General features: G+C 62.2%; 23 protein-coding genes. 14 read left to right on the top strand and 9 right to left on the bottom strand.

The window, feature by feature from the left end:
- Positions 1 to 53: 53 nt before the first annotated feature.
- Complete coding sequence (locus tag AQ611_RS01290; RefSeq protein ID WP_069233531.1) at positions 54 to 1139, top strand: enolase C-terminal domain-like protein; 1086 nt, start codon at positions 54 to 56, stop codon at positions 1137 to 1139.
- Positions 1140 to 1441: 302 nt separating this feature from the next.
- Here the strand turns inward: AQ611_RS01290 and AQ611_RS01285 are convergent, their stop codons facing one another.
- From AQ611_RS01285 to AQ611_RS01275, 3 genes are all read right to left on the bottom strand, one after another.
- The gene (locus tag AQ611_RS01285; RefSeq protein WP_059517157.1) at positions 1442 to 1834 is read right to left on the bottom strand and encodes a response regulator transcription factor; all 393 of its coding nucleotides are present in this window, start codon (positions 1832 to 1834) and stop codon (positions 1442 to 1444) included.
- Positions 1835 to 1899: 65 nt separating this feature from the next.
- A complete protein-coding gene (locus AQ611_RS01280) occupies positions 1900 to 3246 on the bottom strand; it encodes a 3-phosphoshikimate 1-carboxyvinyltransferase (protein ID WP_069233530.1) in 1347 nt (448 codons plus the stop codon).
- Between the two features lie 150 nt (positions 3247 to 3396).
- A complete protein-coding gene (locus tag AQ611_RS01275; RefSeq protein ID WP_059517161.1) occupies positions 3397 to 4146 on the bottom strand; it encodes a hypothetical protein in 750 nt (249 codons plus the stop codon).
- A 544-nt stretch (positions 4147 to 4690) separates the two neighbouring features.
- Between AQ611_RS01275 and AQ611_RS01270 the strand changes: the two genes are divergently transcribed.
- The gene (locus tag AQ611_RS01270) at positions 4691 to 5296 is read left to right on the top strand and encodes a flavin reductase family protein (protein WP_069233529.1); all 606 of its coding nucleotides are present in this window, start codon (positions 4691 to 4693) and stop codon (positions 5294 to 5296) included.
- Positions 5297 to 5395: 99 nt separating this feature from the next.
- On the opposite strand, the gene gyrB is transcribed toward AQ611_RS01270, so the two are convergent.
- The 3 genes from gyrB to dnaA form a co-directional block, all read right to left on the bottom strand.
- Positions 5396 to 7867 (bottom strand): DNA topoisomerase (ATP-hydrolyzing) subunit B, encoded by a 2472-nt coding sequence (gene gyrB, locus AQ611_RS01265; RefSeq protein ID WP_059517165.1) that lies wholly within the window; start codon positions 7865 to 7867, stop codon positions 5396 to 5398.
- A 113-nt stretch (positions 7868 to 7980) separates the two neighbouring features.
- The gene (dnaN, locus tag AQ611_RS01260) at positions 7981 to 9084 is read right to left on the bottom strand and encodes a DNA polymerase III subunit beta (protein ID WP_059517166.1); all 1104 of its coding nucleotides are present in this window, start codon (positions 9082 to 9084) and stop codon (positions 7981 to 7983) included.
- A gap of 165 nt (positions 9085 to 9249) precedes the next feature.
- Positions 9250 to 10824, bottom strand: a complete 1575-nt coding sequence (dnaA, locus tag AQ611_RS01255) for a chromosomal replication initiator protein DnaA (RefSeq protein WP_069233528.1) — start codon at positions 10822 to 10824, stop codon at positions 9250 to 9252.
- A 451-nt stretch (positions 10825 to 11275) separates the two neighbouring features.
- Here dnaA and rpmH point away from each other — a divergent pair, with 451 nt between their 5' ends.
- From rpmH to yidC, 4 genes are all read left to right on the top strand, one after another.
- A complete protein-coding gene (gene rpmH, locus AQ611_RS01250) occupies positions 11276 to 11410 on the top strand; it encodes a 50S ribosomal protein L34 (RefSeq protein ID WP_004198824.1) in 135 nt (44 codons plus the stop codon).
- Between the two features lie 73 nt (positions 11411 to 11483).
- Entirely contained in the window at positions 11484 to 11894 is a 411-nt protein-coding gene (gene rnpA, locus AQ611_RS01245) for a ribonuclease P protein component (protein ID WP_082711952.1), read from the top strand.
- Between the two features lie 187 nt (positions 11895 to 12081).
- Positions 12082 to 12354, top strand: a complete 273-nt coding sequence (gene yidD, locus AQ611_RS01240; RefSeq protein ID WP_059517169.1) for a membrane protein insertion efficiency factor YidD — start codon at positions 12082 to 12084, stop codon at positions 12352 to 12354.
- Positions 12355 to 12362: 8 nt separating this feature from the next.
- Entirely contained in the window at positions 12363 to 14030 is a 1668-nt protein-coding gene (gene yidC, locus AQ611_RS01235) for a membrane protein insertase YidC (protein ID WP_069233527.1), read from the top strand.
- A gap of 131 nt (positions 14031 to 14161) precedes the next feature.
- Here yidC and AQ611_RS01230 read toward each other — a convergent pair whose 3' ends face one another.
- Positions 14162 to 14530 (bottom strand): helix-turn-helix domain-containing protein, encoded by a 369-nt coding sequence (locus tag AQ611_RS01230; RefSeq protein ID WP_231935883.1) that lies wholly within the window; start codon positions 14528 to 14530, stop codon positions 14162 to 14164.
- Here AQ611_RS01230 and AQ611_RS26245 point away from each other — a divergent pair.
- The 3 genes from AQ611_RS26245 to AQ611_RS01220 all read left to right on the top strand — a co-directional run bounded on the left by AQ611_RS26245 (position 14456) and on the right by AQ611_RS01220 (position 18664).
- Positions 14456 to 14641, top strand: a complete 186-nt coding sequence (locus AQ611_RS26245; RefSeq protein WP_231935881.1) for a hypothetical protein — start codon at positions 14456 to 14458, stop codon at positions 14639 to 14641. The two genes, AQ611_RS01230 and AQ611_RS26245, sit on opposite strands and share 75 nt — an antisense overlap.
- Before the next feature lie 277 nt (positions 14642 to 14918).
- Positions 14919 to 16322, top strand: a complete 1404-nt coding sequence (gene mnmE, locus AQ611_RS01225; protein ID WP_069233526.1) for a tRNA uridine-5-carboxymethylaminomethyl(34) synthesis GTPase MnmE — start codon at positions 14919 to 14921, stop codon at positions 16320 to 16322.
- A 560-nt stretch (positions 16323 to 16882) separates the two neighbouring features.
- Positions 16883 to 18664: a ShlB/FhaC/HecB family hemolysin secretion/activation protein gene (locus AQ611_RS01220; protein ID WP_083237195.1), complete on the top strand. Its 1782-nt coding sequence runs from the start codon at positions 16883 to 16885 to the stop codon at positions 18662 to 18664.
- 588 nt (positions 18665 to 19252) lie between these two features.
- On the opposite strand, the gene AQ611_RS26005 is transcribed toward AQ611_RS01220, so the two are convergent.
- On the bottom strand, positions 19253 to 19426 hold the full coding sequence (locus AQ611_RS26005) for a hypothetical protein (protein ID WP_176704085.1): 174 nt from the start codon (positions 19424 to 19426) through the stop codon (positions 19253 to 19255).
- Positions 19427 to 19579: 153 nt separating this feature from the next.
- On the opposite strand from AQ611_RS26005, the gene speG reads away from it, so the two are divergent.
- The 3 genes from speG (at position 19580) to AQ611_RS01205 (ending at position 21717) form a co-directional block, all read left to right on the top strand.
- Positions 19580 to 20113, top strand: coding sequence for a spermidine N1-acetyltransferase (speG, locus tag AQ611_RS01215; protein ID WP_059517175.1), 534 nt, complete (start codon positions 19580 to 19582; stop codon positions 20111 to 20113).
- Between the two features lie 492 nt (positions 20114 to 20605).
- A complete protein-coding gene (sap1, locus tag AQ611_RS01210) occupies positions 20606 to 20950 on the top strand; it encodes a surface attachment protein Sap1 (RefSeq protein WP_059517177.1) in 345 nt (114 codons plus the stop codon).
- A gap of 212 nt (positions 20951 to 21162) precedes the next feature.
- A complete protein-coding gene (locus AQ611_RS01205; protein ID WP_059517180.1) occupies positions 21163 to 21717 on the top strand; it encodes a YaeQ family protein in 555 nt (184 codons plus the stop codon).
- Between the two features lie 85 nt (positions 21718 to 21802).
- Here AQ611_RS01205 and AQ611_RS01200 read toward each other — a convergent pair whose 3' ends face one another.
- The gene (locus tag AQ611_RS01200) at positions 21803 to 22192 is read right to left on the bottom strand and encodes a VOC family protein (protein WP_059517182.1); all 390 of its coding nucleotides are present in this window, start codon (positions 22190 to 22192) and stop codon (positions 21803 to 21805) included.
- A gap of 408 nt (positions 22193 to 22600) precedes the next feature.
- Here AQ611_RS01200 and ada point away from each other — a divergent pair, with 408 nt between their 5' ends.
- Positions 22601 to 23698 (top strand): bifunctional DNA-binding transcriptional regulator/O6-methylguanine-DNA methyltransferase Ada, encoded by a 1098-nt coding sequence (ada, locus tag AQ611_RS01195; RefSeq protein WP_059517927.1) that lies wholly within the window; start codon positions 22601 to 22603, stop codon positions 23696 to 23698.
- Positions 23695 to 24654 carry a DNA-3-methyladenine glycosylase family protein gene (locus tag AQ611_RS01190; protein WP_069233525.1) on the top strand — a complete coding sequence of 320 codons (960 nt, stop codon included), beginning with the start codon at positions 23695 to 23697 and terminating at the stop codon, positions 24652 to 24654. The genes ada and AQ611_RS01190 overlap by 4 nt, the downstream gene beginning before the upstream one ends.
- The last annotated feature ends 159 nt before the right edge of the window (positions 24655 to 24813 follow it).

The raw sequence follows: 24813 nt of genomic DNA, 5'->3' as shown, positions 1-24813 counted from the left end.
GGTGGCGCTCGTCGCCGGGTCTGAACCGAAGTGCATCGATAGGGAGAGAGTTCATGTCGTCTGCGTTGACGTTTCGCGAATTGACGGTCACTGCCGTAAGGTTGCCGATGTCGAACCCGATCCGCACGGCAAGCGGCTTGATTGCGGATGCGCCGTTCGTGCTGATCGATCTGCACACCGAGCAGGGCGTCACGGGGCACGCGTATCTGTTCGTATTCACCCCGCTCGTTCTCAAGCCGCTGTCGACGCTGATCGCATCGTTCGGCGAGCTGCTGCAAGGCAAGCAGCTTATTGCGCTCGATACGCGCGATCTGCTCGAATCGCATTTTCATCTGGTCGGCAATACGGGGCTCGTCAGCATGGCGGTGGCTGGCGTCGAGATGGCGCTTTGGGATGCGCATGCTCGCGCATTGGGCGTTCCGTTGTCCCGCGCGCTCGGCGGCGCGCCGCAGCCGATTCCCGCGTATTCGAGCATCGGGATGCTCGGTGTCGACGCCAGTTGCCGGCTCGCGGAGCAATCGCTGGAGCGCGGCTTTCGGGCGATGAAAATCAAGCTCGGCCATATTTCGCTCGAACAGGATCTCGAGGTGGTGGCCGCGGTGAAATCCGTGCTCGGCACGAAGTCGATGCTGTGCGTCGACTACAACCAGGGGTTGACGGTGGACGAGGCGATTCGCCGCTGCAGGGCGCTCGATTCGTTCGGGCTGGGCTGGATCGAGGAGCCGACTCGGCAGGACGACTATGCGGGACACGCGCGCATCGCGCGCGAGACAATCACGCCGATTCAGATGGGCGAGAACTGCTTTGGGACGAACGAGCTTGGCAAATGCATTGCGGCCGGCGCATCCGATCTGTTGATGTTCGATCTGATGAAGATCGGCGGCGTCTCGCGTTGGATGCAGGGCGCGGCGTTGGCCGATGCGGCGTCGCTATCGGTGAGCACGCATAACTATCAGGAATTCAGCGCGCACTTGATGGCGGTTACGCCGACCGCGCACTGGCTGCAGTATTACGATTATGCCGATCTCGTGCTGGCTGAACCGATGCGGATCGTCGACGGCAACGCGATGCCGAACGACACACCGGGAAGCGGTGTCGAATGGGATCAGTCGGCACTGGCCCGCTATCGGATCGCGTGAATGCCGCGCGATGGCGAGCGCCACGCCGCGCAGCGACGGCACGCGCGATCGTTGATATGGGATGCGGCTTGTACGGCCGCCTCCGGTCCGTTCAGGCCGCTGTGGCAAAGCAACCGGTGGCCGGACCCGTGCGGGCCGTCCGATATCCGCCATTCGCGGCGCCGGAAACGGACGCATCCAGGCGCGCCCGTTCCGGCGATACGGCGCAAAGCCGGGCAGTAACGCGGGCAATTTGGTTTTTTCGAAGAAATGCGCGGAACCGCATGCGCTGCCAGCAGACGACGCGAGATGCCCCTGGCAGTTCAATATGCGTTGGTCGATGCTTTGTCCGCTCTTTCGCGGATGAGATCGATGCCGCGCACGGCCGCCGTGGTGCGGTTTCGGACGCCCAGCTTTTTGAACAGTACGCCGATATGCATCTTGACCGTGACGATTTCGATGCCGAGCAGATGGGCAATCGCTTTATTCTGATAGCCACGGATGATGTAAATCAGGATTTGCTGCTGCCGGGACGACAGTTTGGGAGGCGCGTGGCCGGATTCGTTATCCAGCATCGGCTGCAAAGCGGATTGCCAGATGGGCTTGGCAGGCGTGCAAGAACTTTCCAATGGCATCGTGCAGGATTGCGATCGAGCGCGATTGCCGGCCTGCGACGCTTGCGTAGCGCTGCTTTCGAGTTTGAATCGCTTGTCCACTGGAATCTCCAAGGTGGTGGGAAGGAAGTATGACGACGCGCGAGGCGTCGTCCGACGACTTCGATTCATTCGTCCGCGGCTGCAACGTAGTAATGGTTTGCAGCAAGACTTTCCACGCCGAGTTCGCGGAACTGATCGATGAAATCCGGAAATGAGCACGACACGTCGGCATAGCCGTCGAGATTGCACGCATTGTCAAAACGCAATGCCGCGACGAACAGCGACATGAAGTTCCGGTGATCGCCGCAGCTGCTGAGCGAAATCCCGCCCGCATAACGGTCCCTGCCGCGCGTGACGAAGCCGTCCGTGTGACCGTCCGGATGCCGGATGATCTCGATGTCCGCGCCGAGCTTGCGGACTTCGCCGACCATCGATTCGATGCGCGACGATTTGTGAAACCGCGTGACCGAGCCGCCCCGCACGGTCAGCTTGCCTTTGACGAAAAGGCTCAGTGCAACGAGTGTCGGAATGATGTTGGGGCCGCTGCTGACGTCGAACTCGAAATTGCCTTCGAGGCCGGCATTCGAGCTATCGACTTCGAGTATGTGGCCGGGCGCGTAGCGCAGCCGCACGCCGAGCGCCTCGACGATGTCGATGAAGAGTTTTTCGCCTTGCAGCGTTTCTTGCTGGATGCCGGCAATCCGATAGGCGCCGGGAAAAAGTGCGCAAGCCATCAGAAGATAGGAAAGCGAAGTGAAGTCGGCGTTGATGTGCGTGTCGAATGCCCGGTACGCTCCGGGCGACACGCGGTAGGCGGTGTAGTCGGGGCTGGCTTGTACGTCGAGCCCCGCGAGCTTCATGAAGTCGAGTGTTTGATCGATATACGATTGGGAGAGAACAGGCGGCGTCATCCGGATGTCGATGCTGCGTTGCGCGAGCGGAGCCGTCATGAGCAGCGCGGTGACGAACTGCGAGCTGATGTCGCCCGCCAGCGCGCAGTGCGAGCCGTCGAGCGCCTTGCCCCAATTGATCACGGGAGCCTTGCCTTCGTCGCCGAGATAGGTGAAGTTCGCGCCGAGCACATGCAGCGCATCGAACAGCGGTTTCATGACGCGCCGACGCAGCGTGGCATCGCCCGTGAGAATCGTCGGAATGCCGCGCATGCTGCTCAATGCCATCATCGTGCGGAATACGAGCCCGGAGCCTTGCGCGTCGATGACGTGGACGTCGTTGCTGAAGCGGCCGCCGGTGCCGGTGATCGTCAGCGCACCCGCGGTTTCGTCGATCGTCGCGCCCAGCTTGCGGCAAGCGGTTTTCATGGTTTCCGTTTCTACGCAGCGCAAGTCGTTGCGCACGGTCGAGATACCCTGGGCGAGACTCGCGGCGATGATGGCGCGCTGCGTTTCCGGTTTCGAGGCGGGCACCCTCATATCCCGCCCCAACGTCTTAATCGGTTCGACACGCAAATACATATTCCCTCCAAATGATCTGAATTCTGCGGATCGTGAAATGAGGAATCGGTTCCGGGGATACATACATGATCCGCCTGCCGAGCCATCGACAGGCGGCAAGGGCGGCGCCGGCACGTTGGCATCCGGGATGCTACGCGTCGGCGCTGGCGGTCACGCAGCGGATTTTTGCGGTGCCAATACCGTGTCTTCGTAGATTTCGCGGAAGAACATGGCGAGGATTTCCTGTACATCGTCGATGTACTTGAATACGGCCTCGTAATCCTCCTCGCTGAGAATGAGTTGATTGAGGATCTTCCACATTTCCAGCGAATGGTCGTCTCGCGTGTCGACGACGAGATGCGCCTCCTGCCCCTTGATCAGATCGTGGCCGAGCGTGGATTTGAGATTCTTCACGATGTCCGGCTGCAGCTTGGCCTGCGTATATTCGACGAGGTAGTTCGATACCACCGGCGCCATCGGGTGTTCGTGTTCGAGGGTGTAATAGAAAAAGCCTTCAAAAAGTTTGGTCGACAGATAAGGCTCGGTATTCAGAATTTCCTCGATCGACACGCCGGCTGCTTCGCAATCGCGGATGTAGAGCTTGTCGTGCAGCATTTCGTCGGCCTGATAATGCGCATAGTCTTGTGCGGCAGCCGGCGAGATCTGCGCGATCTTATAGATGGCCTTGGCCTGGCTCGCTCGCGACAGGCGAATGCGCCACACGTGCTCGATCAGCGTGCGACGGTAGTAATTCATGTTGATATTTTTGTCTTTCATGTGTGACGCATAGGGAATCGACTGACGCCATTCCTCCATTTTTTTATCGAGATATCGGTCGATTTTCGCTTTGCGCTCCAGGCTTTCCGATTCGGAGAAGAACGGTGCGGGATGCGTGATGCCGGAATTGCGGACTCGGTTCATGGATGCCTCCAGAGACGATCGCGGAAAAATGAAATTCAGTGAAATGGATAAACGGTCGACGACCGCGCTATTGCAGGAACAACTCGAATAGAAATACCTCGCTTATCGAAGTGTGGCTGGCTGATGTACCTGGACTCTTTCGAGAGCCTCGATATGTTTTTTGTTTGATTTGCATGCTCGCCGAAATTGGGGCAAATGCGGGAATTGCTCGTTTCAATGCGAGTTTGCGTTATTGCTCTTATCTGTTGGCGTTGATGAAACCATGTCGCTCATAATATTCATTTGAACGACTTGGTGAAGATATCCGAAGGTATATGGCACCGTCGAATCGGTGCGTTGCTGGATATGCCGATTTATTTTGGCAGCCATTTAATATTTAGATTGAATGGAGACATGAAACTTCGATGAATTAGTCCGCTTGCACCAGAATGGAGCGTATGCGTCTTACAAAACGATATAGACGGGCATGTAATAATGAACGGCTGAGGGCGCATCGATTAGCCGGATGTTTATCTGAAAAGCGTCCCGTTCTTGAGGAGTGTGAATGAACAACCCTATCGCCCGAGTCGAGTTGGCCAAGGCCTGCCGGCTCATCAATCACGGGCCGACCGTGCTCGTATCGGCCCGTCACGAGGGCGTGGATAACGTGATGGCCGCGGCATGGGCGTGCGCCCTGGATTTCTCTCCGCCCAAGCTGACGGTCGTGCTGGACAAGGCGACGAAAACGCGCGCGCTTATCGAGCAGAGCGGCTTGTTCGCGATTCAGGTGCCGACGGCCGCGCAATTGCGGCTGACGCATGAAGTCGGCACCGTAAGTGCGGTGGACGAGCCGGGCAAGCTGCAACAGGCGGGTGTCACGCTGTTCGACATCGACGGTCACGCGTTGCCGTTCGTCGCGGGCTGCTCGGCGTGGCTCGCATGCAAGCTTATCCCCGAGCCTCATAACCAGCAGGCTTATGACTTGTTCATTGGCGAGATCGTCGATGCATGGTCCGACACGCGCGTGTTTCGGGATGGTCACTGGCGCTTCGAGAGCGCGGGGCCGGCATGGCGGAGCCTGCATCATGTCGCGGGTGGCCATTTCTATGCGATCGGCGAACCGCTGTCGGCCCATGCGAATGAGGCGGCCGAGTCGGGGGGAGAGGCGTAGCGAGGGGTGATCGAAAAACAAAAAGCGCCGCTTGGCGGCGCTTTTTGTTTCGTGGAGGACCGAAGGGATCAGTTGGGATGCTTACGAGCGACACCCCCCTCAAACATCAATATCCCCCGCCCGCAACGCATTCGACTCGATAAACGCACGCCGCGGTTCGACTTCATCGCCCATCAGCGTCGTGAAAATCCCATCGGCCGCAATCGCATCCTCGATCTGCACGCGCAGCAGGCGCCGCACGTCCGGGTCCATCGTGGTTTCCCACAGCTGCTCGGGATTCATCTCGCCGAGCCCCTTGTAGCGCTGCTTCGACATATTGCGCTCCGCGTCGGACATCAGCCATTGCATCGCGCTCTTGAAGTTCGACACCTCGGAGCTGCGCTCGCCGCGCTTGATCAGCGCACCGTTGCCGATCAACCCCTTGAACGTATTCGCGGTATTCACGAGCTGCTGATAATCGGCGGTGACAAGAAATTCCTCGTCGATCACCGACACGCGAACATTGCCATGATGCGGCCGCTCGATCCGCAGCGACCGGTGCTCGCGCACTTCGTCATACGCCGGCAGAACCCGCACTTCGTTCTTGTGCGCATCGTCCTCGAGCGCGGCCTGCAACGCTTTCGCGGACGCTTGCGTTGCCGCGTCGTTCGACAGATCGATCGATACGCCGTCCATGATCGCCTCGAGCGCCGCCGGGTCGTACAGCCGTCCGAGCCGCTCGATCACCCCGCGCGACAGCAGATACGAGCGCGCCAACTCGCCGAGCGCATCGCCCGAGATGGGGGCGGCGTTTTCCTGCGGCACGAGTTCCGAGTTCTGCAGCGCGAGCCGCAGCATGTGCGCGCTCAACTCCGCGTCGTCTTTCAGGTAGCGCTCGTCCTTGCCCGCCTTTACCTTGTAGAGCGGCGGCTGTGCGATGTACACGTAGCCGCGCTCGATCATTTCCGGCATCTGCCGGTAGAAGAACGTGAGCAGCAGCGTGCGGATGTGCGCGCCGTCGACGTCCGCGTCGGTCATGATGATGATCCGGTGGTAGCGGAGCTTGTCGAGGTTGTAGTCGTCTTTGCCGATTCCGCAGCCAAGCGCGGTCACGAGCGTGACGATCTGTTCGGACGACAGCAGCTTGTCGTAGCGCGCCTTCTCGACGTTCAGCACCTTGCCGCGCAGCGGCAGGATCGCCTGGAATTTCCGGTCGCGTCCCTGCTTGGCCGAGCCGCCGGCCGAGTCGCCCTCGACGATGTAGATTTCCGACTTCGCCGGGTCTTTCTCCTGGCAGTCGGCGAGCTTGCCGGGCAGGCCGACGCCGTCGAGCACGCCTTTGCGGCGCGTCATCTCGCGCGCCTTGCGCGCGGCATCCCGCGCGCGCGCCGCCTCGACGATCTTGCCGCAGATGATCTTCGCGTCGTTCGGTGTTTCGAGCAGGAATTCCTCGAGCGCCTTCGCGACCACTTCCTCCACCGGCGCGCGCACCTCCGACGAGACGAGCTTGTCCTTCGTCTGCGAGCTGAACTTCGGCTCGGGCACTTTCACCGACAGCACGCACGACAGTCCTTCACGCATATCGTCGCCGGTCGTCTCGACCTTCGCCTTCTTCGCGATCTCGTTGTCGGCGATGTACTTGTTGATCACGCGCGTCATCGCCGCGCGCAGGCCGGTGAGGTGCGTGCCGCCGTCGCGCTGCGGGATGTTGTTCGTGAAGCACAGCACGTTTTCGTTGTAGCTGTCGTTCCACTGCATCGCGACCTCGACGCCGACGCCGTCCTTCTCGCCGTTGATGTGGAAGATGGTCGGATGCAGCACGCTCTTCGTCTTGTTGATGTATTCGACAAAGCCCTTCACGCCGCCGACGAACGCGAAATCGTCTTCCTTGCCGGTGCGCTGGTCGGTCAGGCGAATGCGCACGCCATTGTTCAGGAACGACAGCTCGCGGATGCGTTTCGCGAGGATGTCGTAGTGGTATTCGACCGTGCCGAAGATCGTCGGATCGGCCATGAAGTGCACTTCGGTGCCGCGGTTCTCGGTGTCGCCGATCAATTGCATCGGCGAGACTTCGACGCCGTCGCGCGTTTCGAGCACGCGGTTTTGCGCGACGCCGCGCTGAAACTCCATGAAGTGCTTCTTGCCGTTGCGGCGCACGGTCAGGCGCAGCCAGCTCGACAGCGCGTTCACGCACGACACGCCGACGCCGTGCAGGCCGCCCGACACCTTGTAGCTGTTCTGGTCGAACTTGCCGCCCGCATGCAGCTCGGTCATCACGATCTCGGCGGCCGAACGCTTCGGTTCGTGCTTGTCGTCGAGCTTGACGTCGGTCGGAATGCCGCGGCCGTTGTCGGTGACGGAGATCGAGTTGTCCGCGTGGATCGTCACGTGGATATCGTTGCAATGGCCGGCGAGCGCCTCGTCGATCGAGTTGTCGAGCACTTCGAACACGAGGTGGTGCAGACCGGTGCCGTCCGACGTATCGCCGATGTACATCCCGGGACGCTTGCGCACTGCCTCCAGACCCTCGAGAATCTGGATCGACGAGGCGCCATAGCTGTTTTCGGGCTGCGAATTGTGCTGTTCAGTCATGGATTTCTTCCGGTTCTGCTGGCCGCCGGCAAGGCAGCGCGATACTTCTCAAATCGCCATAAAAACGCCAAAGGGGCTTGCCGCCCCTTGGTATATCGGTCAGTCGCGCGCGCTCAAATGCGCATCGGCATCACGACGTACTTGAATTCGTCGTTCTCAGGCACGGTGATGAGCGCGCTCGAGCTTGCGTCGCCGAGGCTCACCTGCACGGTGTCGACCTTCAGGTTCGCGAGCACGTCGAGCAGATACGTGACGTTGAAGCCGATGTCGACCGTATCGCCCTGGTAGGCGATTTCCAGTTCCTCCTGCGCTTCCTCCTGGTCGGCGTTTGTCGACATGATTTTCAGCTGGCCGGGCGCGACGATGCAGCGCACGCCCTTGAACTTGTCGGACGTCAGGATGGCCGCGCGCTGCAGCGAACGCTGCAACTCCTCGCGGCCGATCTCGAACGTGTTCTTGTGGGCCTTCGGGATCACGCGCTGGAAGTCGGGGAACTTGCCCTCGACGAGCTTCGAGACGAGTTCGACCTGGCCGAACGTGAATTTCGCCTGCGTCTGCGCGATGTCGATCTTGACGGCGTCGTCGATATCCTCGAGCAGGCGCTGCAGTTCGAGAATCGTCTTGCGCGGCACGATCACTTCCTGGCGGCCGAACGAGCCTTCGATCTTCATCGACGAGTACGCGAGGCGGTGACCGTCGGTCGCCACCGCCATCAGCCGGTCGCCGTCGACGACGAGCAGCATTCCGTTCAGGTAATAGCGAATGTCCTGCTGCGCCATCGCGAAATGCACCATCCCGAGCAACTGACGGAATGCTTTTTGCGGCACGCTCAGGCTCGCGCCGAAATCCTTCGCTTGCGCCACGGTCGGAAATTCGTCGGCGGCGAGCGTTTGCAGCGCAAAGCGGCTCTTGCCGGATTGCACGGTCAGGCGCTTGTCCGCGAGCGTCAGCGTGACCTGGCCGTCCGGCATCGCGCGCAGGATGTCGAGCAGTTTGCGCGCCGCGACGGTGGTCGCCACCTGATCGCCGCCGACGCCGAAATCGGCGCGCGTGGTGATCTGGAGTTCGAGGTCGGTCGACAGAAACGACACGTCCGAGCCGCTCTTCGTGATCAGCAGATTGGCGAGGATCGGCAACGTGTGGCGGCGTTCGACGATACCGCTCACGGTTTGCAGCGGCCTTAGGAGGGTGTCTCGTTCGGTCTTGACCAGTTGCATAGAGTTCCTTCGTTCAAATAACGGCCTGCAAGCCCCGCAGCGCCTGTCCGGACGGGCAGGCGGCCCGCCGCCGGGAGGCGGTCAAACCAGTATTGTGCCTCAAAACCGAACCGCCCCTTTTAAATTGGGGCGGTTTTGCGCTTATCAAGCCGGGCGATCCGCGCGTCATCCCTTCAGTGTCTGCTCGAGCACGTGCAGCTCGTGATTGAGTTGCGCGTCCTTGCCGCGCTCGTCGGCGATCTTGCGCACCGCATGCAGCACGGTCGTATGGTCGCGTCCGCCGAACAGCTCGCCGATCTCGGGCAGGCTCTTCTGCGTGAGCTCCTTCGCGAGGTACATCGCGATCTGCCGCGGCCGCGCGATGTTCGCCGGGCGCTTTTTCGAATACATGTCGGCGACCTTGATGTTGTAGAAATCGGCGACGGTTTTCTGAATGTTCTCGACCGAAATCTGCCGGTTCTGCACGGTGAGCAGATCCTTCAGTGCTTCCTTGGTCAACTCGATCGTGATCTCGCGGCCGTGGAATTTCGAATACGCAAGGATCTTGCGCAGCGCACCCTCCAGCTCGCGCACGTTCGAGCGCAGATGCTTCGCGACGAAAAACGCGACGTCCTCCGACAGGTTCACGCCCTCGGACTGCGCCTTTCTCATCAGGATCGCGACGCGCATTTCGAGTTCGGGCGGCTCGATCGCGACGGTCAGCCCGGAGTCGAAGCGGGAGATCAGGCGATCGTCGATGCCGGAGATTTCCTTCGGGTACGTATCGCTCGTGATGATCACCTGCGCCTTGTTCGCGACGAGCGCTTCGAATGCGTAGAAGAACTCCTCCTGCGTGCGCGATTTGCCCGAGAAGAACTGGATATCGTCGATCAGCAGCAGGTCGAGCGAATGGTAGTAGCGCTTGAAATCGTCGAACGCTTTGCGCTGGTATGCCTTCACGACGTCGGACACGTATTGTTCCGCGTGGATGTAGCGAATGCGCGCGCCTGCCTTGTCGAGCAGCAATTGGTTGCCGATCGCGTGGATCAGGTGGGTCTTGCCGAGGCCGACGCCGCCGTACAGGAACAGCGGGTTGTACGAGACGCCGGGATTGTCGGCGACCTGGATCGCCGCCGCCCGCGCGAGCTGGTTCGCCTTGCCGGTCACGAAATTGTCGAACGTGAGCACCGGGTTCAGTTTCGAGCGTTCGTACATCGAATCGGCTTCACCGTTCGTCGGCGCGCCCGAACCGGGGCGCCAAGTCCGGCGGCCGGCCGCCGCCTCGTGCGCGGTCAGGCTCGGCAAATCGAGATCGGCGTCGTCGGCGGCGCTCAATGCGGCGGCGTTCGCTTGCGCGGCATGCGCGGCGGCCATGGCGGCGGCCGCCGCCGCGCTGGTGCCGGCGGGCGGGCTCGTATCGGCTGCGCTCGGCGGCGACGCGGGCTGCATCGCCGCTGCAAGCGGCGCGCGGGGGGCGGGCGCCGTCGCGGCCGGGCCGGCGGCGCGCTGGCCCGCTTTCGGATCGAGGACGAACTGGATTTCGATCGGCGCGTTCCAGAAATCCCGGGCCAGATCGGCAATGCGGCCTGAAAACTGGCTCTTGACCCAGTCGAGCTTGAAGCGGTTCGGCGCGGCGATCGACAGCGTGTTCGCGGCGGCATCGAATGCGATCGGGGCCAGGGGTTTGATCCACGTCACGTACTGCTGGGGCGTCAATTCACGCTCCAGCAGGGCGGAACAGTGTTGCCAAAAATCGTTCATCGAAGAAGCTGTCGTTTTTTCGGTTGCACGCACAGGCGCCGCAGCCCTTGTCGCGGATGCGCAACATGCGCAAGCGGACCGGCGCGGCCGTGCGGATATGCCCCGGAGGCTTGCGCAGCAAGGGTTTGAGCGCGAACGCGGGCCGAGGCGGTGTGTCGGATGGATGGAGATAAGGCGAGATTCTACCGCCAAACGCGTCGCGAGCGGGGGTTATCCACAGGGCCGGGCGATGGGTGGCGCGCATCGCGGCGGCCGGCGAAACCGCGGGGCGCCGACGCCGTCGCGGCCCGTCCGGGCGTCTAAAGTATTGACCGCCAAGAGAAAAACGGTTTAAATAGCGGGTTCCGCGAAAACCAATCCTTTTTCCGGCGATTGCGTTCGCCCGGTTGCCTCGAAAGAGAGGGCGCGCGGTCCCGTATTCCCGACATTCTCGAACTTCAGTGAGAGCAACATGAAACGTACCTACCAACCTTCCGTGACGCGCCGCAAGCGCACCCATGGTTTCCGCGTGCGCATGAAGACGGCGGGCGGCCGTAAGGTCATCAACGCCCGTCGTGCGAAGGGCCGCAAGCGCCTCGCCATCTAAGGGCGGGCCGCGCGCTGTGTCCGCCGTCCGCAGCGATGCGGGCAAGGCTGCCGCTATTGCGGGTTCGATTCCGTTGCCAGCGTCCGCCGTTTTTCCCAAAGCTGCGCGACTTCTGAAAACGGATGAATTCTCATCCGTTTTTCGTTTGCGTCCGTGGCGGCGCACCGCGCATTTCGTGATCTACGGCAAGCCGACGGGGCGCGACGCGCGCCTTGGGCTCGTGGTCGGCAAAAAGCATGCGCCGCGTGCGGTGACGCGCAACTTGGTCAAGCGGCTCGCGCGCGAAGCGTTTCGCGTGCGGCGCGCCGAGTTCGCGGGCTGGGACATTCTGCTGCGCTTGCATGCGCGCTTCGATACGAAAGCGATGCCGAGTGCGGCATCCGCGCCGCTTGCGGCGTTATGCGCGGGCGAGATCCGCGAGCTGCTCGATCGGGCGGCCCGGGAGGTCGCGCGTCGCAATGCGGCTGCGGCCGCGTCAGATTGACGAATGTGCCGGCTTGGATGCGTCCGTTGTTCACGGCGGCCGGTCGGCCGGATCGGATAGCCGGGGCAGCCGAAGCAGTCGGACTTTGCCGGCGCGATCGGCTCTGTCCGCTCAGCCAGGCTCGAGCGGGCAGAGCAGGGCAATCAGGTGGTCGGCTCGAATGCGGCGCATCGGCGCCGCCATTGCTATGCAAACGGTATTGTTCGCGTTGCTGCGCTTCTACAAGCTTGCCGTGAGTCCGCTGCTCGGCAGCCGATGCCGTTTTTATCCTTCCTGTTCGGATTACGCGCGCGAGGCAATCCAGTATCATGGCGCCGCGCGTGGCACTTATCTCGCCGCCAGGCGGCTGTGCCGATGCCACCCTTTCTCTGCGGGCGGCATCGACCTCGTTCCGCCGCCGCCCAATTCCGACGCACGCAGCGCGCCCCGCGAAGCTGACGCGTCGTCCCATCGATTCTGAGACTACGCATGGATATCAAACGCACCGTCCTATGGGTGATCTTCTTCGTGTCGGCTGTCATGCTGTTCGACAACTGGCAGCGATCCCACGGGCGCCCGTCGATGTTCTTCCCGAACGTCGCGCAGACGCATACCGCGGCGAACGCGGCTGACGGCGCGCCGGCCGCGAGCGGCGCAAGCAGTGCGGCGGCGTCGTTGCCGGCCGCGGCCGGCGAGGCGCCCGGTTCCACGGCGCCCGCCGCGCAGGCGCAGCTCGTGCGTTTTTCGACCGACGTCTACGACGGCGAGATCGACACGCGCGGCGGCACGCTCGCGAAGCTGACGCTGAAGAAGGAGGGCGACGGCAAGCAGCCCGATCTGTTCGTCACGCTGTTCGACCATACCGCGAACCATACGTATCTTGCGCGCACCGGCCTGCTGGGCGGCGATTTCCCGAACCACAACGACGTGTTCACGCAAGTCGCGGGCCCGACGGCACTGCCGGGCGATCAGAACACGCTGAAACTGTCGTTCGAATCGCCGGTCAAGGGTGGCGTGAAGGTGGTGAAGACCTACACGTTCACGCGCGGCAGCTACGTGATCGGCGTCGACACAAAGATCGACAACGTCGGCACCGCGCCCGTCACGCCGACCGTGTATATGGAACTCGTGCGCGACAACTCGTCGGTCGAGACGCCGATGTTCTCGCACACGTTCCTCGGGCCGGCGGTCTACTCCGATCAGAAGCATTTCCAGAAGATCACGTTCAGCGACATCGACAAGAACAAGGCCGAGTACGTCCCGTCTGCCGACAACGGCTGGGTCGCGATGGTTCAGCACTATTTCGCGTCCGCGTGGATTCCGCAGCAAGGGGCGAAGCGCGACATTTATGTCGGCAAGATCGATCCGTCGCTGTATCGCGTCGGCGTGAAGCAGCCGGTTGCGGCGATCGCGCCGGGGCAGTCGGCGGATGTGTCCGCGCGCCTGTTCGCCGGTCCGGAGGAGGAGCGCATGCTCGAGGGCGTCGCGCCGGGGCTCGAGCTTGTGAAGGATTACGGCTGGGTGACGATCATCGCGAAGCCGCTTTTCTGGTTGCTCGAGAAGATTCATGGCTACGTCGGCAACTGGGGCTGGGCGATCGTGCTGCTCACGCTGCTGATCAAGGCCGTGTTTTTCCCGCTGTCGGCCGCGAGCTACAAGTCGATGGCGCGGATGAAGGAAATCACGCCGCGGATGCAGGCGTTGCGCGAGCGCTTCAAGAACGATCCGCAGAAGATGAATGCGGCGCTGATGGAGCTTTACAAGACCGAAAAGGTCAATCCGTTCGGTGGCTGTTTGCCGGTCGTGATCCAGATTCCGGTGTTCATTTCACTGTACTGGGTGCTGCTCGCGTCGGTCGAGATGCGCGGTGCGCCGTGGATTCTGTGGATTCACGATCTGTCGCAGCGCGACCCGTACTTCATCTTGCCGGTGCTGATGGCCGTATCGATGTTCGTGCAGACGAAGCTGAACCCGACGCCCGCCGACCCTGTTCAAGCGAAGATGATGATGTTCATGCCGCTTGCATTCTCGGTGATGTTCTTCTTCTTCCCGTCGGGCCTCGTGCTGTACTACGTGGTCAACAACGTGCTGTCGATCGCGCAGCAGTATTACATCACGCGCACCATCGGCAACGCACCGAAGAAAAAGACGAGCTGACGCGGTTGCGCGCGGCGCGGCGAGCGTACCCGCCCGCCGCGGCGTCTTGTCGGACGATGTAAAAAAACCGCCCGGTTGGCGCCGGGCGGTTTTTTTATGGAAACCGTTCGATCGGATCGATGGCCGCGCAATCAGCGCTTGGGTGTTTCGCCGCCGTAGAACTGCTCGATTAGTTCCTGCACCAGATAACGATGATGCGGCGACAGCGCTTCGATTTTCGACGCGAGTTCGATCGTCTCGGGCGTCGGCGGATATTTCTCGTCGCGCGGCAGCGGCTGCGGTGTTACGCGCGCGGTGCTCGGCGGCGGACCGTAGTGCAGCCAATGTAGATCGACGCGCAGCCATTCGGCAAGCGTTTGCAATTTGTCCTGCGTCGGAATCGTGCGGCCCGTTAGCCACTTGTGCGCGGTTTGCGGAGACACCGGATGCTCGCCGCGATGGCGCAAATTGAAATGCAAAGCGAGTTCCGTCGCGCCGGTTACTTTTTCTGGGCTGCGCAACAGGGCGAATTTGAGACGTTCGGTGAACGCCGCTTTTTCTTCGAGTGTCGGCATGGCCAGATTGTGCAGTTCGACCACCGCCAAGAAGACAACTCAATGAGCTACATTTAGCTTAACTGAGCGATTGTTTAACCGGCAGGCGCGGGGTGTAACGAGTTCATCGGTGGGAACCATGCTTTTCACACGGCGATCAGCGGCTGTTTTTCAATGCTGGATCGCATATTTGTCGGACAAATTGATTAGCTCAGCTAAGATAAGTGTGGGCAGACGAAAAGCCGTCTTTCGATTCCTGTCCGGCGGGGTAGTATAGCGCCGCCAAGCTACAATTCGACATACGAACCTATTTGCCGTTTACTGATTTCCGTTCATTTATCGCCGATTGACCGCCATGCTCGCTACCGATTCCGATCCGATTGTCGCCATTGCCACCGCATCCGGGCGGGGAGGGATCGGTGTCGTGCGCATGTCGTTCGGGCGCGCGGGCGAAGCGGCGGCGTTGGCGCTTAGCGAAACGTTGTGTGGTACGCGGCTTGCGCCGAGGCACGCGAGCTATGTGCCGTTTCTCGACGGCGACGGCAAGCCGCTCGATCGTGGCATTGCGCTCTATTTTCCCGCGCCGCATTCATACACCGGCGAGCACGTGCTCGAATTGCAGGGGCATGGCGGCCCGATCGTGCTGCAACTCGTGTTGCAGCGCTGCATCGATGCCGGCCGCCCCTATGGCTTGCGGCTTGCCGAGCCGGGTGAATTCACACGTCGCGCATTCTTGAACGACAAGCTCGATCTCGCGCAGGCCGAGGCGGTGGCCGATCTGATCGAGGCGAGCACCGAGGCGGCCGCCCGATCGGCCGGCCGCTCGCTGGACGGCGCATTTTCCCGCGATATTCATGCGCTCGTCGATGACGTGATCTCGCTGCGGATGCTCGTCGAGGCGACGCTCGATTTCCCGGAAGAGGAGATCGATTTTCTCGAAGCCGCGGATGCGCGCGGCAAACTCGCGCGTATCCGCGAGCGGCTTGCGCAAGTGCTGGGCGACGCGCGGCAGGGCGCGCTGCTGCGCGAGGGGCTGTCGGTCGTGCTCGCGGGGCAGCCGAACGTCGGCAAATCGTCGCTGTTGAATGCGCTTGCAGGCGCGGAGCTGGCGATTGTCACGCCGATCGCCGGCACGACGCGCGACAAAGTCGCCCAGACGATCCAGATCGAAGGCATTGCGCTGCATATCATCGACACAGCGGGGCTGCGCGAAACGCAGGACGAGGTGGAGCAAATCGGCATTGCGCGCACGTGGGGCGAGATCGAGCGTGCCGATGTCGTGCTGCATCTGCTCGATGCGAGAAGCGGCCTGGGGGCCGACGACGAGGCGATTGCGGAGCGTTTTCCGGCGAACGTGCCGGTCGTGCGCGTTCTGAACAAGACGGATTTGACCGGCGCGCCTGCGGCGGTCGAACGCTTTGCCGCGCGCCCGGGCGGCTCGGATCTGTGCGAAGTGCGGTTGTCGGCAAAGCGCGGCGACGGAATCGATTTATTGCGCGGCGAGTTGCTGCGGATTGCGGGCTGGCAGGCGGGCGCGGAGAGTGTTTATCTTGCGCGCGAGCGGCATTTGATCGCGCTGCGCGCAGCGCAGGAGCATCTCGCGCAAGCAGCGGAACATGCCGAACAGAATGCTCACGCGCTAGATCTCTTTGCCGAGGAATTACGCCTTGCGCAAGAACAGTTGAATTCGATTACCGGAGAATTCAGTTCCGATGATTTGTTGGGCGTGATTTTCAGCCGGTTTTGCATCGGGAAATGACCGATCGAATCCAAGCGAAGAACGGCAATTGCCGGAATCGATAAAGGTTTCGCCGGCCGACGCAACTGTCTCGTTCTCCTCCCTCTATCAGCTGGCCGAAGCCAAGGCCGGCGCACGATGGCCGAATCCGGTACCGCAACGGATTCGGCCTTTTCATTCGGCTCGAATGTGGCGCTCGCACGGGCAATGGCGGTGAATCGGACAAAAGTCTCATGGGAATGTAGGGAATCGTACATTCGGTATTGATGCGATTTATTACGCTCGCGCTTCAGTGTGGCGCCGGCGCGCGCTGTGCGCCCGCTCCGATTCGACGAATACGTTGCGATAAGCCGATATTTCCGCCAAGCCGACGCAAGAAGTAAAAGCATTCGCGCGCCATATTCGGAACTCGTTCGCTGGCCCGTTCAACGCCATCCTGACCATTGCGTGGGGAAATCATGGCTTTCGCATATCGTCGCCGCGCGCCGTCGTATCCAGAGGCCCAGCGATTTGCCGCGCGCGCTATCTTCACTCGCGCGGCAAACGCTGCGATTCGTTAGCCGCGTTCCGTGATTTTCCGCATGATCTTTCGTCAATTCGTGTCACGAGCGGCAGTTGCCGCGCACTGCGTGTTGCTAGGCGTGATGGTGTTATCCGGTACGCGTTACGCTCACGCGCAGTCCTACCGTGACGTTGCGCCGTTGCCGCCGCCTGCCGTCGCCAAATACTCGTCTCCTGCATTGCCCGCCGAGCCCGACGACCGTTCGACGGCCGTCGCGATTACGCAACTGCGCGGCATCGCGTTTGTGCGTGGGGGCGTTTCATCGTCCGAAGGCGACGCGCATAGCGGTGCATCGAGCGCTGACGGCAACGTGCGCGAGACCGGCCTGCCGTTGCTGAACGCAGCGTTTCTCGGCCGTCTCGCGGCCGATATCGGCAAGCCGCTTACATTCGCTCATCTGGCCGACATCCGGCGCATGGTCGTGCAGGCGTATCGCGACGCCGGGCGGCCGCTCGTCGATGTTTACGTGCCTGAACAAGACGTGAGCGGTGGCGAGGTGACGATCGCGGTTGCTGAATTCCGGCTCGGCAACGTATCGGTGCAAGGCAACCGCCATTTCTCGACGGCGCTGCTCGAACGCGAGATGCCGCTGTCGGCCGGCAAACCGATTCGGGCAGACGACGTCGATGCCGGGCTCGCGTTGCTGAACGAGAATCCGTACCGTCGCGTCGATGCTGTCTACGCGCCGGGCGCCGCGCCCGGCACGACCGACGTCGTGTTGAACGTCGACGATCGTCTGCCGCTGCGCATCTACGGCGGCTACAACAACGACGGCGTCCGGCAGCTCGGCCGCGACCGTGTGCTCGCGGGCCTCGATTACGGTAACTTGTTCGGTGCCGACATTCGTTTCGGATACCAAATGACCGCGAGCAACGATTTGTTGACTGGTAATCCGGCGATCGAGGGCCGTCCGAACCGCCCGCGCTTCATCGCGCATGCGATGAATCTCGTTGTGCCGCTGACGCCCTTCGACAGCATCGAGCTATTCGGCGTGTTCGCGCGCAGCACGCCGAGGCTGCCGGACAGCTATCGGCAAGACGGGATCAGCTCGCAGATCAGCTTTCGCTACGGCCGCCGGCTGCCGTCATTGGCCGGCTGGCAGCAGCGCGCGCGGTTCGGCTATGACTTCAAGCGTTCGAACAACGATCTGGAATTCGGCGGCTTTCAAGTGTTCAACGCGAACACGCACGTTCATCAATTCGTGCTCGAGTATGACGTGTCGAAGAGCGACGCATCCGGCGACACGCGCGTCAACGCGTCGCTGATGCTGAGCCCCGGCGGTTTCGACGGCAACAACCGCGACGACGCGTTCGATGCGGCGCAGCTTGGCGCAAAGGCGCGCTACCAGTATCTTCAACTGTCCGCGCAACGCGACACGCCGCTCGGCGCGTCGAAATTCATCTGGTCGATGCGTGCGCAGGTGCAATGGACGAACAGCACGCTGCTGCCGAGCGAAAAACTCGGCCTGGGCGGCGATGCGACGGTGCGTGGCTACGAGCCTTATTCGGCACAAGGGGATCGCGGCTGGAATATTCAATCGGAGTTGCGTTCGCCTTCGTTCGCCCTGGGCACCGTCGCGCTACAGCCGTTCTTGTTCTTCGATGCCGGCCGCGTGTGGAACCGCACGCCGCAGCCGGTCGATATCAACAGCGCGTCGCTGGCGAGCATCGGTGCGGGCTTTCGGTTGCAGGCCGCACGCTTTGTCAGCGTGCGCGGCACGCTGGGATTTCCGCTGCGCTCGGTCGTGCCGAACGGATCAAAGGCGCCGCAAGGCGAGCTTTTCGTCGTTTTCGGCAGTTGAACGGAAGCGGGGTGGCGCGATCGGCAGGCGCGCGATCTCGAAGATCGACGAATAACGCCCGGCATCGTGGTGTCCCGCTTGCAGCCGCTGCGGCTGTCGGGTGCGGACAGATAGTCGCGGCGGCCGCCATCCTTGCCGTTCCGGCGATTGCGTGGGCGTCATCGGATCGCGCCGTGGCCGGCGCTTCTGTGTGCGGCAAGACCGTTCAGCTCGAGACGGCTAGTTGGCGTTCCGCAGCGGGGGCGCTTCGTCTTATCCTAAAGCCTTGCAGGCGGCCGAAGCGACCATTGCCGTGAATTTTTACCGGCCGCCGGGGCGGCAGGCGCGTTGGTGCGCCGGAGTCCGACGCGAACGTTGGGCGATCGCAGCGTTTTGCGATGTGGTTTATGTATGCGTCCGACCCTTTGGGGCGGGAAACAAGGAATGCGACGCGCATACCGATCAGGCACCCGACGAGTTAAGTGACATCACCGGCCGGCGGCCGAGCGTCGGCGCCCACGCCGAGTACGCGCGATGCGGCGCGACGCGTGCATGGCACGATAAAACCACTGTCGGGGCGCGGCGAATCAGTTCGTGGAAATGCGATGCTCAATGCCGCCGCAGCAGACGCCACGGATGACGCCAGTCGGCATGCGCGGGCGCCACGTGTTCATCGCGCGGACGCTTCAGGCGGTGTTCCTGCCATAGTTCGTCGGAATACAGCACCGCCACGATGAGCAGCGGCAACACGAGAAAAACGCCCAATATCAGTTGCTCGATCACGATCGCCTCCGTCGTGCGGCGGGAACCCTTGATTCATTTTAGGCTCTGTATTGGAGCCCACAGTCATTTTCAGTTGACGAATTTTCCGGCATCTCCGGCGCACCGGCGTCCATGCCGCCCGTGCGCAGCTAATCAAATGACTCAAGGACATTCATGCAAATTCAGAATGAACAGCACACGCTCGCGCTGAGGCCGCTCGAGCGCCAAGATCTGCGTTTCGTTCACGAACTCAACAACGACGCAAAAATCATGCGTTACTGGTTCGAGGAGCCATACGAAACCTTCGCGGAACTGTCGCAACTGTACGATCAGCACGTGCACGACCAGCGCGAGCGCCGTTTCGTCGTGGCGGACACGGAGGGCGAGCTTGTCGGCCTCGTCGAGCTGATCGAACTCGACTATATCCACCGGCGCGGCGAGTTCCAGATCATCATCGCGCCGAACCAGCAAGGCCGCGGTTACGCGACGCACGCGACGCGGCTGGCGGTGGCTTATGCGTTCAAGGTGCTGAACCTGCGCAAGCTGTATTTGATCGTCGACAAATCGAATGTCGCGGCGATTCATGTGTACGAGAAATGCGGTTTCAGGCATGAAGCCGAGCTGATCGAAGAGTTTTTTGGTAACGGCCAATATCACAACGCATTGCGGATGTGCATATTTCAGCGCGATTATTTCTCGGCTCAGTAGCGCGCCGACGAATTGCGCGGTTGTGAATGAAGCCGGCTGGCGTATATGTCGGCGTGCGTAATCGGTGACAGAGTGCCGGCGGCATAAGCCGCTGGCATTTTTTTTGTATTCCGCATATCAGAAAAACTTGGTGCGGCACTGCGAAATTTCTTGACGACTTTATGTGCGGCGCATCAAATAGATCGGCGACGCGAATTGAATTATCCAACTCGTTCATTTGCGTCGTGCGTATGGAACGGAAAGTCTTGCCAAATAAGACTTTGGCGGATTAGAAAAATCCGGAGTGCGTATTTTCCCCCGAAATGGCGCGCGATACTGGAACCGGTATGCAGGGGATGTGACGGGGTGCGGCAATACGTCACTATTGCAATCGCACAACGATTGTGCTTGCGGTCGCCGTCGGTTCTCCTAGCATGAACAAGTGCGGGCCGACGCATGCCTTTAAATACATAGCTAATGAGCGTATCGGCGCGCGAGTATGGGAGACACGACATGAAACGAACTGGTCTTTTGCTTGCGTTGATAAGCGGCATCGCTGCGTTTTCGGTTGCGCAGGCAGGCGGCGATGCGTCGCTCAAGCCTCAACAGGAAATCCAGCTCACCAAGAATGCGTGGGGATGTCTGTCGAAAGACAATTTGGACTCCGTACTGAGCCATGAGCGCGACGGCCGCTCGCAAGCGCGGCAACAGTATTTCGACGACTTCCGCTGCCTGTCGGTGCCGGAAGGTCAACGCTTCCGGGTGGTCAGCGTCGACAAGGGCGACGTGCAGTTCGTGAGCGCCGAGAATAGCGACCAGCAAGGTCTCTGGACGGACGCACGCTTCATCAAGCAGTAACCAACGGCAGGGCTGCCGCGCGGCCGTCTTGCGGCGGCGCGCGGGTGTCGGCCGGGGAGGCGTGGTTGCTGCGTATGGCCTGGGCGGCGCCCGGGCCGCGTTGCGTTTGGCCCGGCCATCAGGTTGTTTTACGCCTGCCGCGTGCGTATCGCGCATTCTGTATCATCATGCCCCGACTCGAATCAACGGCCTGTATGGGGCACGATGCTGGAATGGCGCTCAAATCGACGATCTACAAGGCGGAACTGCAAATCGCCGACATGGACCGGCATTACTATGCCGATCATTCGCTCACCGTTGCACGTCATCCGTCCGAGACGGACGAACGGATGATGGTGCGCATTGCCGCGTTCGCGCTTTTCGCGGATGAACGGCTCGAATTCTGCAAGGGACTGTCGGATACCGACGAGCCCGATCTCTGGCAAAAAGATCTGACGGGCGCGATCGATGCGTGGATCGACGTCGGCCAGCCGGACGAGCGGCGCATCGCGAAAGCGAGCGGGCGCGCCGGGCGGGTGGACGTGATTGCGTATGGCGGCCGCGCGTCCGATATCTGGTGGCAAGGCGCGCGCGCAAAGGTGGAGCGGCTGCGCAATGTGCGGGTGGTGTCGCTGGCGGACGGCGTGGCCGTTGCGCTGGGCGGGCTTGCACAGCGGACGATGCGCCTGCAATGCACGGTGCAGGACGGCGCGGCGTGGCTGTCGAGCGCAACGCATGACCCGGTGGCGATCGAATGGACCGTGCTGAAGGCGCGGGACGATGAGTGAGCATGTGCGGCGTGCGCCGCAATTTCCGTGCTCCAGAATAAGGCCGGAAGCTGCGCCGTGCACTTAAGCACCCGCCGCTTTCGCATCAGTGCGCGGCGGCTTGCGGCGGCCCCTTGAGTTCAACCATATTGCCTTCGGGGTCGTATAGATAGATCGACGGCCCGTAGCCGTCTGCGCCGTAGCGCCGCTCGGCGTCACCCGGCCGCGCACCGTGCGCGGCAAGGTGAGCGCGCAACGCGGCAGCGTCGAACGGTTCGACGCGCAAGCATAGATGATCCATGTTGTGGCTCTGTTCGGGCGTGCCGCGCGCCAATAGGTCGATCAGCGATTTGCCGGCGCGCAACTGAACGAGCCCCAAGTCCTGCTGCACTTTCTCGACGTGGCAGCCGAGCGCGTCGCAATAAAAGCGCGTCATGGCATCCAGATCGGTCACGCGCAGTACGACGTGATCGATCTCGCGGATATGGGGTTTCATCAAAAGCGTCTCCTGTCCGGGGAGTCTTACCGAGTGTAGACGGTCGGTGCGGGCGGCGGAGGGCCGACGCAAAATCGATGGGCGAAAAAAAGCCCGTTCGCATTTGAACGGGCTTAATCCATATCAGGAGGAGACATGGAGGAGACGGTTCCTACTATACACATCCGGATGGTGCAATGCAATATTCGATGTGCAAAAAAACATCAGGACAGCAATCTGTCGCATTCGCACTGCGCCAAAATGGGGCCAGTGCCGATATGAAGGCGCGTGGCCGTGAGGCGACCGGCGACTGGCGCTCTGCATCGATTGTGGAAACTATGAGGCGAATGAGAGCGCAAGATTCAGCGCGTGGCCGGATGCGATGGCGTCTACAGTGGCACGCATCCGTTCCGCTTTTGCGAGGTCATGATGAAAAAGTCGGATTATTCGACTGACGATGCGCGCTGGGCCGCGCTCATTGCGCGCGACGCTCGCGCCGACGGCGCGTTTTGCTATGCAGTCAGGACGACGGGAGTGTTTTGTCGTCCGTCATGCGCGTCGCGGCTGCCGCTGCGCGAAAATGTCGCGTTTTTTGCCGATACGGCCGCGGCGCGCGCGGCGGGCTATCGTCCGTGCAAGCGCTGCCGGCCCGAAGGGCTGCCGCGCGAGCTTGAGATCGTCAATCGCGCGTGCGCGGTGCTTGACGCGCACCGCCAGGATCGTTTCACGCTCGCGCAACTGAGCGACGCCGTTCACGTGAGCCCATTTCACTTGCAACGGCTGTTCAAGCGCGTGGTCGGCGTGTCGCCGCGCCAGTATCAGGCCGCGCGGCGGGGCGCGGCGTTGCGCGAGGCGCTGCAAAGCGGCGCGGCCGTCACGCGGGCGGCTGTCGACGCGGGCTTCAATTCGTCGTCGAGGCTCTACGAATCGGTGCCGCGTGAGCTTGGCATGCTGCCGTCGGCGTTTCGCCGCAAGGGCGCGGGGTTGACGATCGCGTATGCGACGGCCGATACGCCGCTCGGTATGGTGCTCGTCGCGGCTACCGACAAGGGAATTTGCAAGATTGCGTTCGGCGACGCAGCCGAGCCGCTCGTCGACGAACTGCGGGCGTCCTTTGCGAATGCGGCGCTGGTTGAATCGCCTGAGCGGATTGCGCCGTTCGTCGAGCAAATCAACGCTTATCTGAACGGCACGCGCGAGCGTTTCGATCTGCCGCTCGATATCGCCGCAACCGCGTTTCAGCAACGTGTATGGGACGCGTTGTGTCGGATTCCATACGGCCAGACACGCAGCTATACGGAGATTGCCGAGGCGCTTGGCGCGCCACGCGCAGTGCGTGCGGTCGCGAGCGCTTGCGCGTCGAATCCGGTCGCGTTGGCGATACCGTGTCATCGCGTCGTGCAAAAAAGCGGCTCGCTCGCCGGCTATCGGTGGGGGCTGCCGCGTAAGGCAGCGCTGATCGATGCCGAGGCGCAACGCGCGGGTGGCGAGTTTGCCGCCGCGCTCGCCGTGGACGACGCGACTTGAGCGCCGCCGCACAAGCCGCGGCCGCCGCGTTGCCCGCCGCGCAGCCGGGCGGCGTCACGTTCGAGTTGCCCTTCAAATCTCCATACGATTGGCCGCGCGTGCTGCGCTTTTTGGCGGGTCGCGCGATTCCCCGCGTCGAGGCAGTCGAGGGCGGCGCGTACCGGCGCACGATCGAATATCGCGGCACGACGGGCGTGCTCATGGTGCGTAAGCATCCGCGCAAGCGCTGTCTTGTCGCGTTCGTCGAAGGCGAGGCGGCGCGTTGCGCGGATGACGCGCTCGCCGTGCGTCTGGCGACGATGTTCGATCTGCGCGCCAATCCTGCCGTGATCGATGCGCATCTCGCGCGCGACGCATGGCTCGCGCCTCTTGTCAGCGCTGCGCCGGGCTTGCGCGTGCCGGGCGCCTGGTCGAGCTTCGAGCTGATCGTGCGCGCGATCGTCGGCCAGCAAGTGAGCGTGAAGGCGGCGACGACGATCGTCGGGCGGCTGGTCGAGCGTGCGGGCGAGCCGCTTGCCGACAAGGCGCCGCATGCGGCAACCGGTTGGCGTTTTCCGGAGCCGGCCGAGCTTGCCGCGTGCGACTTGTCGAACGTCGGGATGCCGGGCAAGCGCGTTGCAGCATTGCAGGGCGTCGCGCGCGCCGTCGCGGCGGGCGACGTGCCGATCGACGCGTATGCCGACGACCCGGCCGGCGTGCGCGCCGCGCTGCTGGCGCTGCCGGGCATTGGGCCGTGGACGGTCGAATATGTCGCGATGCGCGCCTGGCGCGACGCCGACGCGTGGCCGGCGACCGACCTCGTGCTGATGCAGGCAATCGCCGCGCGCGATCCTGCGCTCGACCGGCCGGCCAGCCAGCGTCTGCGTACCGAGCCGTGGCGGCCGTGGCGCGCTTATGCGGCGATGCATTTATGGAACGAGATCGCCGACCGGGCGGGCGCGGCGCGCGGCGGATAGTGGCATAAGCAACGGATGGCGGACGGCTGGCCCGCGCATGCGCAACCGGGCGGGCGGTGCCGAGGGCGGGTCAAGCGAGCGGCGCGGCGAGATGTTAAAGTGCCCGCTACCATTTCATTCCCACAACTGACCCGCGCATGCCGCGCGACATTGAGCCAT

The organism is Burkholderia singularis (genome assembly GCF_001718875.1).
Taxonomy (GTDB): Bacteria; Pseudomonadota; Gammaproteobacteria; order Burkholderiales; family Burkholderiaceae; genus Burkholderia; species Burkholderia singularis.
The sequence above is the reverse complement of the archived record's forward strand: the minus strand, read 5'-3'. Positions and strand labels throughout refer to the sequence as shown.

What these genes read in the sequence shown, in the direction of transcription:
- AQ611_RS01290 (WP_069233531.1), top strand. Translation starts at nt 54, where the DNA reads ATGTCGTCTGCGTTGACGTTTCGCGAATTGACGGTCACTGCCGTAAGG.
- AQ611_RS01280 (WP_069233530.1), bottom strand. Translation starts at nt 3,246, where the DNA reads ATGTATTTGCGTGTCGAACCGATTAAGACGTTGGGGCGGGATATGAGG.
- AQ611_RS01275 (WP_059517161.1), bottom strand. Translation starts at nt 4,146, where the DNA reads ATGAACCGAGTCCGCAATTCCGGCATCACGCATCCCGCACCGTTCTTC.
- AQ611_RS01270 (WP_069233529.1), top strand. Translation starts at nt 4,691, where the DNA reads ATGAACAACCCTATCGCCCGAGTCGAGTTGGCCAAGGCCTGCCGGCTC.
- gyrB (WP_059517165.1), bottom strand. Translation starts at nt 7,867, where the DNA reads ATGACTGAACAGCACAATTCGCAGCCCGAAAACAGCTATGGCGCCTCG.
- dnaN (WP_059517166.1), bottom strand. Translation starts at nt 9,084, where the DNA reads ATGCAACTGGTCAAGACCGAACGAGACACCCTCCTAAGGCCGCTGCAA.
- dnaA (WP_069233528.1), bottom strand. Translation starts at nt 10,824, where the DNA reads ATGAACGATTTTTGGCAACACTGTTCCGCCCTGCTGGAGCGTGAATTG.
- rpmH (WP_004198824.1), top strand. Translation starts at nt 11,276, where the DNA reads ATGAAACGTACCTACCAACCTTCCGTGACGCGCCGCAAGCGCACCCAT.
- yidD (WP_059517169.1), top strand. Translation starts at nt 12,082, where the DNA reads ATGCAAACGGTATTGTTCGCGTTGCTGCGCTTCTACAAGCTTGCCGTG.
- yidC (WP_069233527.1), top strand. Translation starts at nt 12,363, where the DNA reads ATGGATATCAAACGCACCGTCCTATGGGTGATCTTCTTCGTGTCGGCT.
- AQ611_RS26245 (WP_231935881.1), top strand. Translation starts at nt 14,456, where the DNA reads ATGCTCGCCGCGATGGCGCAAATTGAAATGCAAAGCGAGTTCCGTCGC.
- mnmE (WP_069233526.1), top strand. Translation starts at nt 14,919, where the DNA reads ATGCTCGCTACCGATTCCGATCCGATTGTCGCCATTGCCACCGCATCC.
- AQ611_RS01220 (WP_083237195.1), top strand. Translation starts at nt 16,883, where the DNA reads ATGATCTTTCGTCAATTCGTGTCACGAGCGGCAGTTGCCGCGCACTGC.
- speG (WP_059517175.1), top strand. Translation starts at nt 19,580, where the DNA reads ATGCAAATTCAGAATGAACAGCACACGCTCGCGCTGAGGCCGCTCGAG.
- sap1 (WP_059517177.1), top strand. Translation starts at nt 20,606, where the DNA reads ATGAAACGAACTGGTCTTTTGCTTGCGTTGATAAGCGGCATCGCTGCG.
- AQ611_RS01205 (WP_059517180.1), top strand. Translation starts at nt 21,163, where the DNA reads ATGGCGCTCAAATCGACGATCTACAAGGCGGAACTGCAAATCGCCGAC.
- AQ611_RS01200 (WP_059517182.1), bottom strand. Translation starts at nt 22,192, where the DNA reads ATGAAACCCCATATCCGCGAGATCGATCACGTCGTACTGCGCGTGACC.
- ada (WP_059517927.1), top strand. Translation starts at nt 22,601, where the DNA reads ATGAAAAAGTCGGATTATTCGACTGACGATGCGCGCTGGGCCGCGCTC.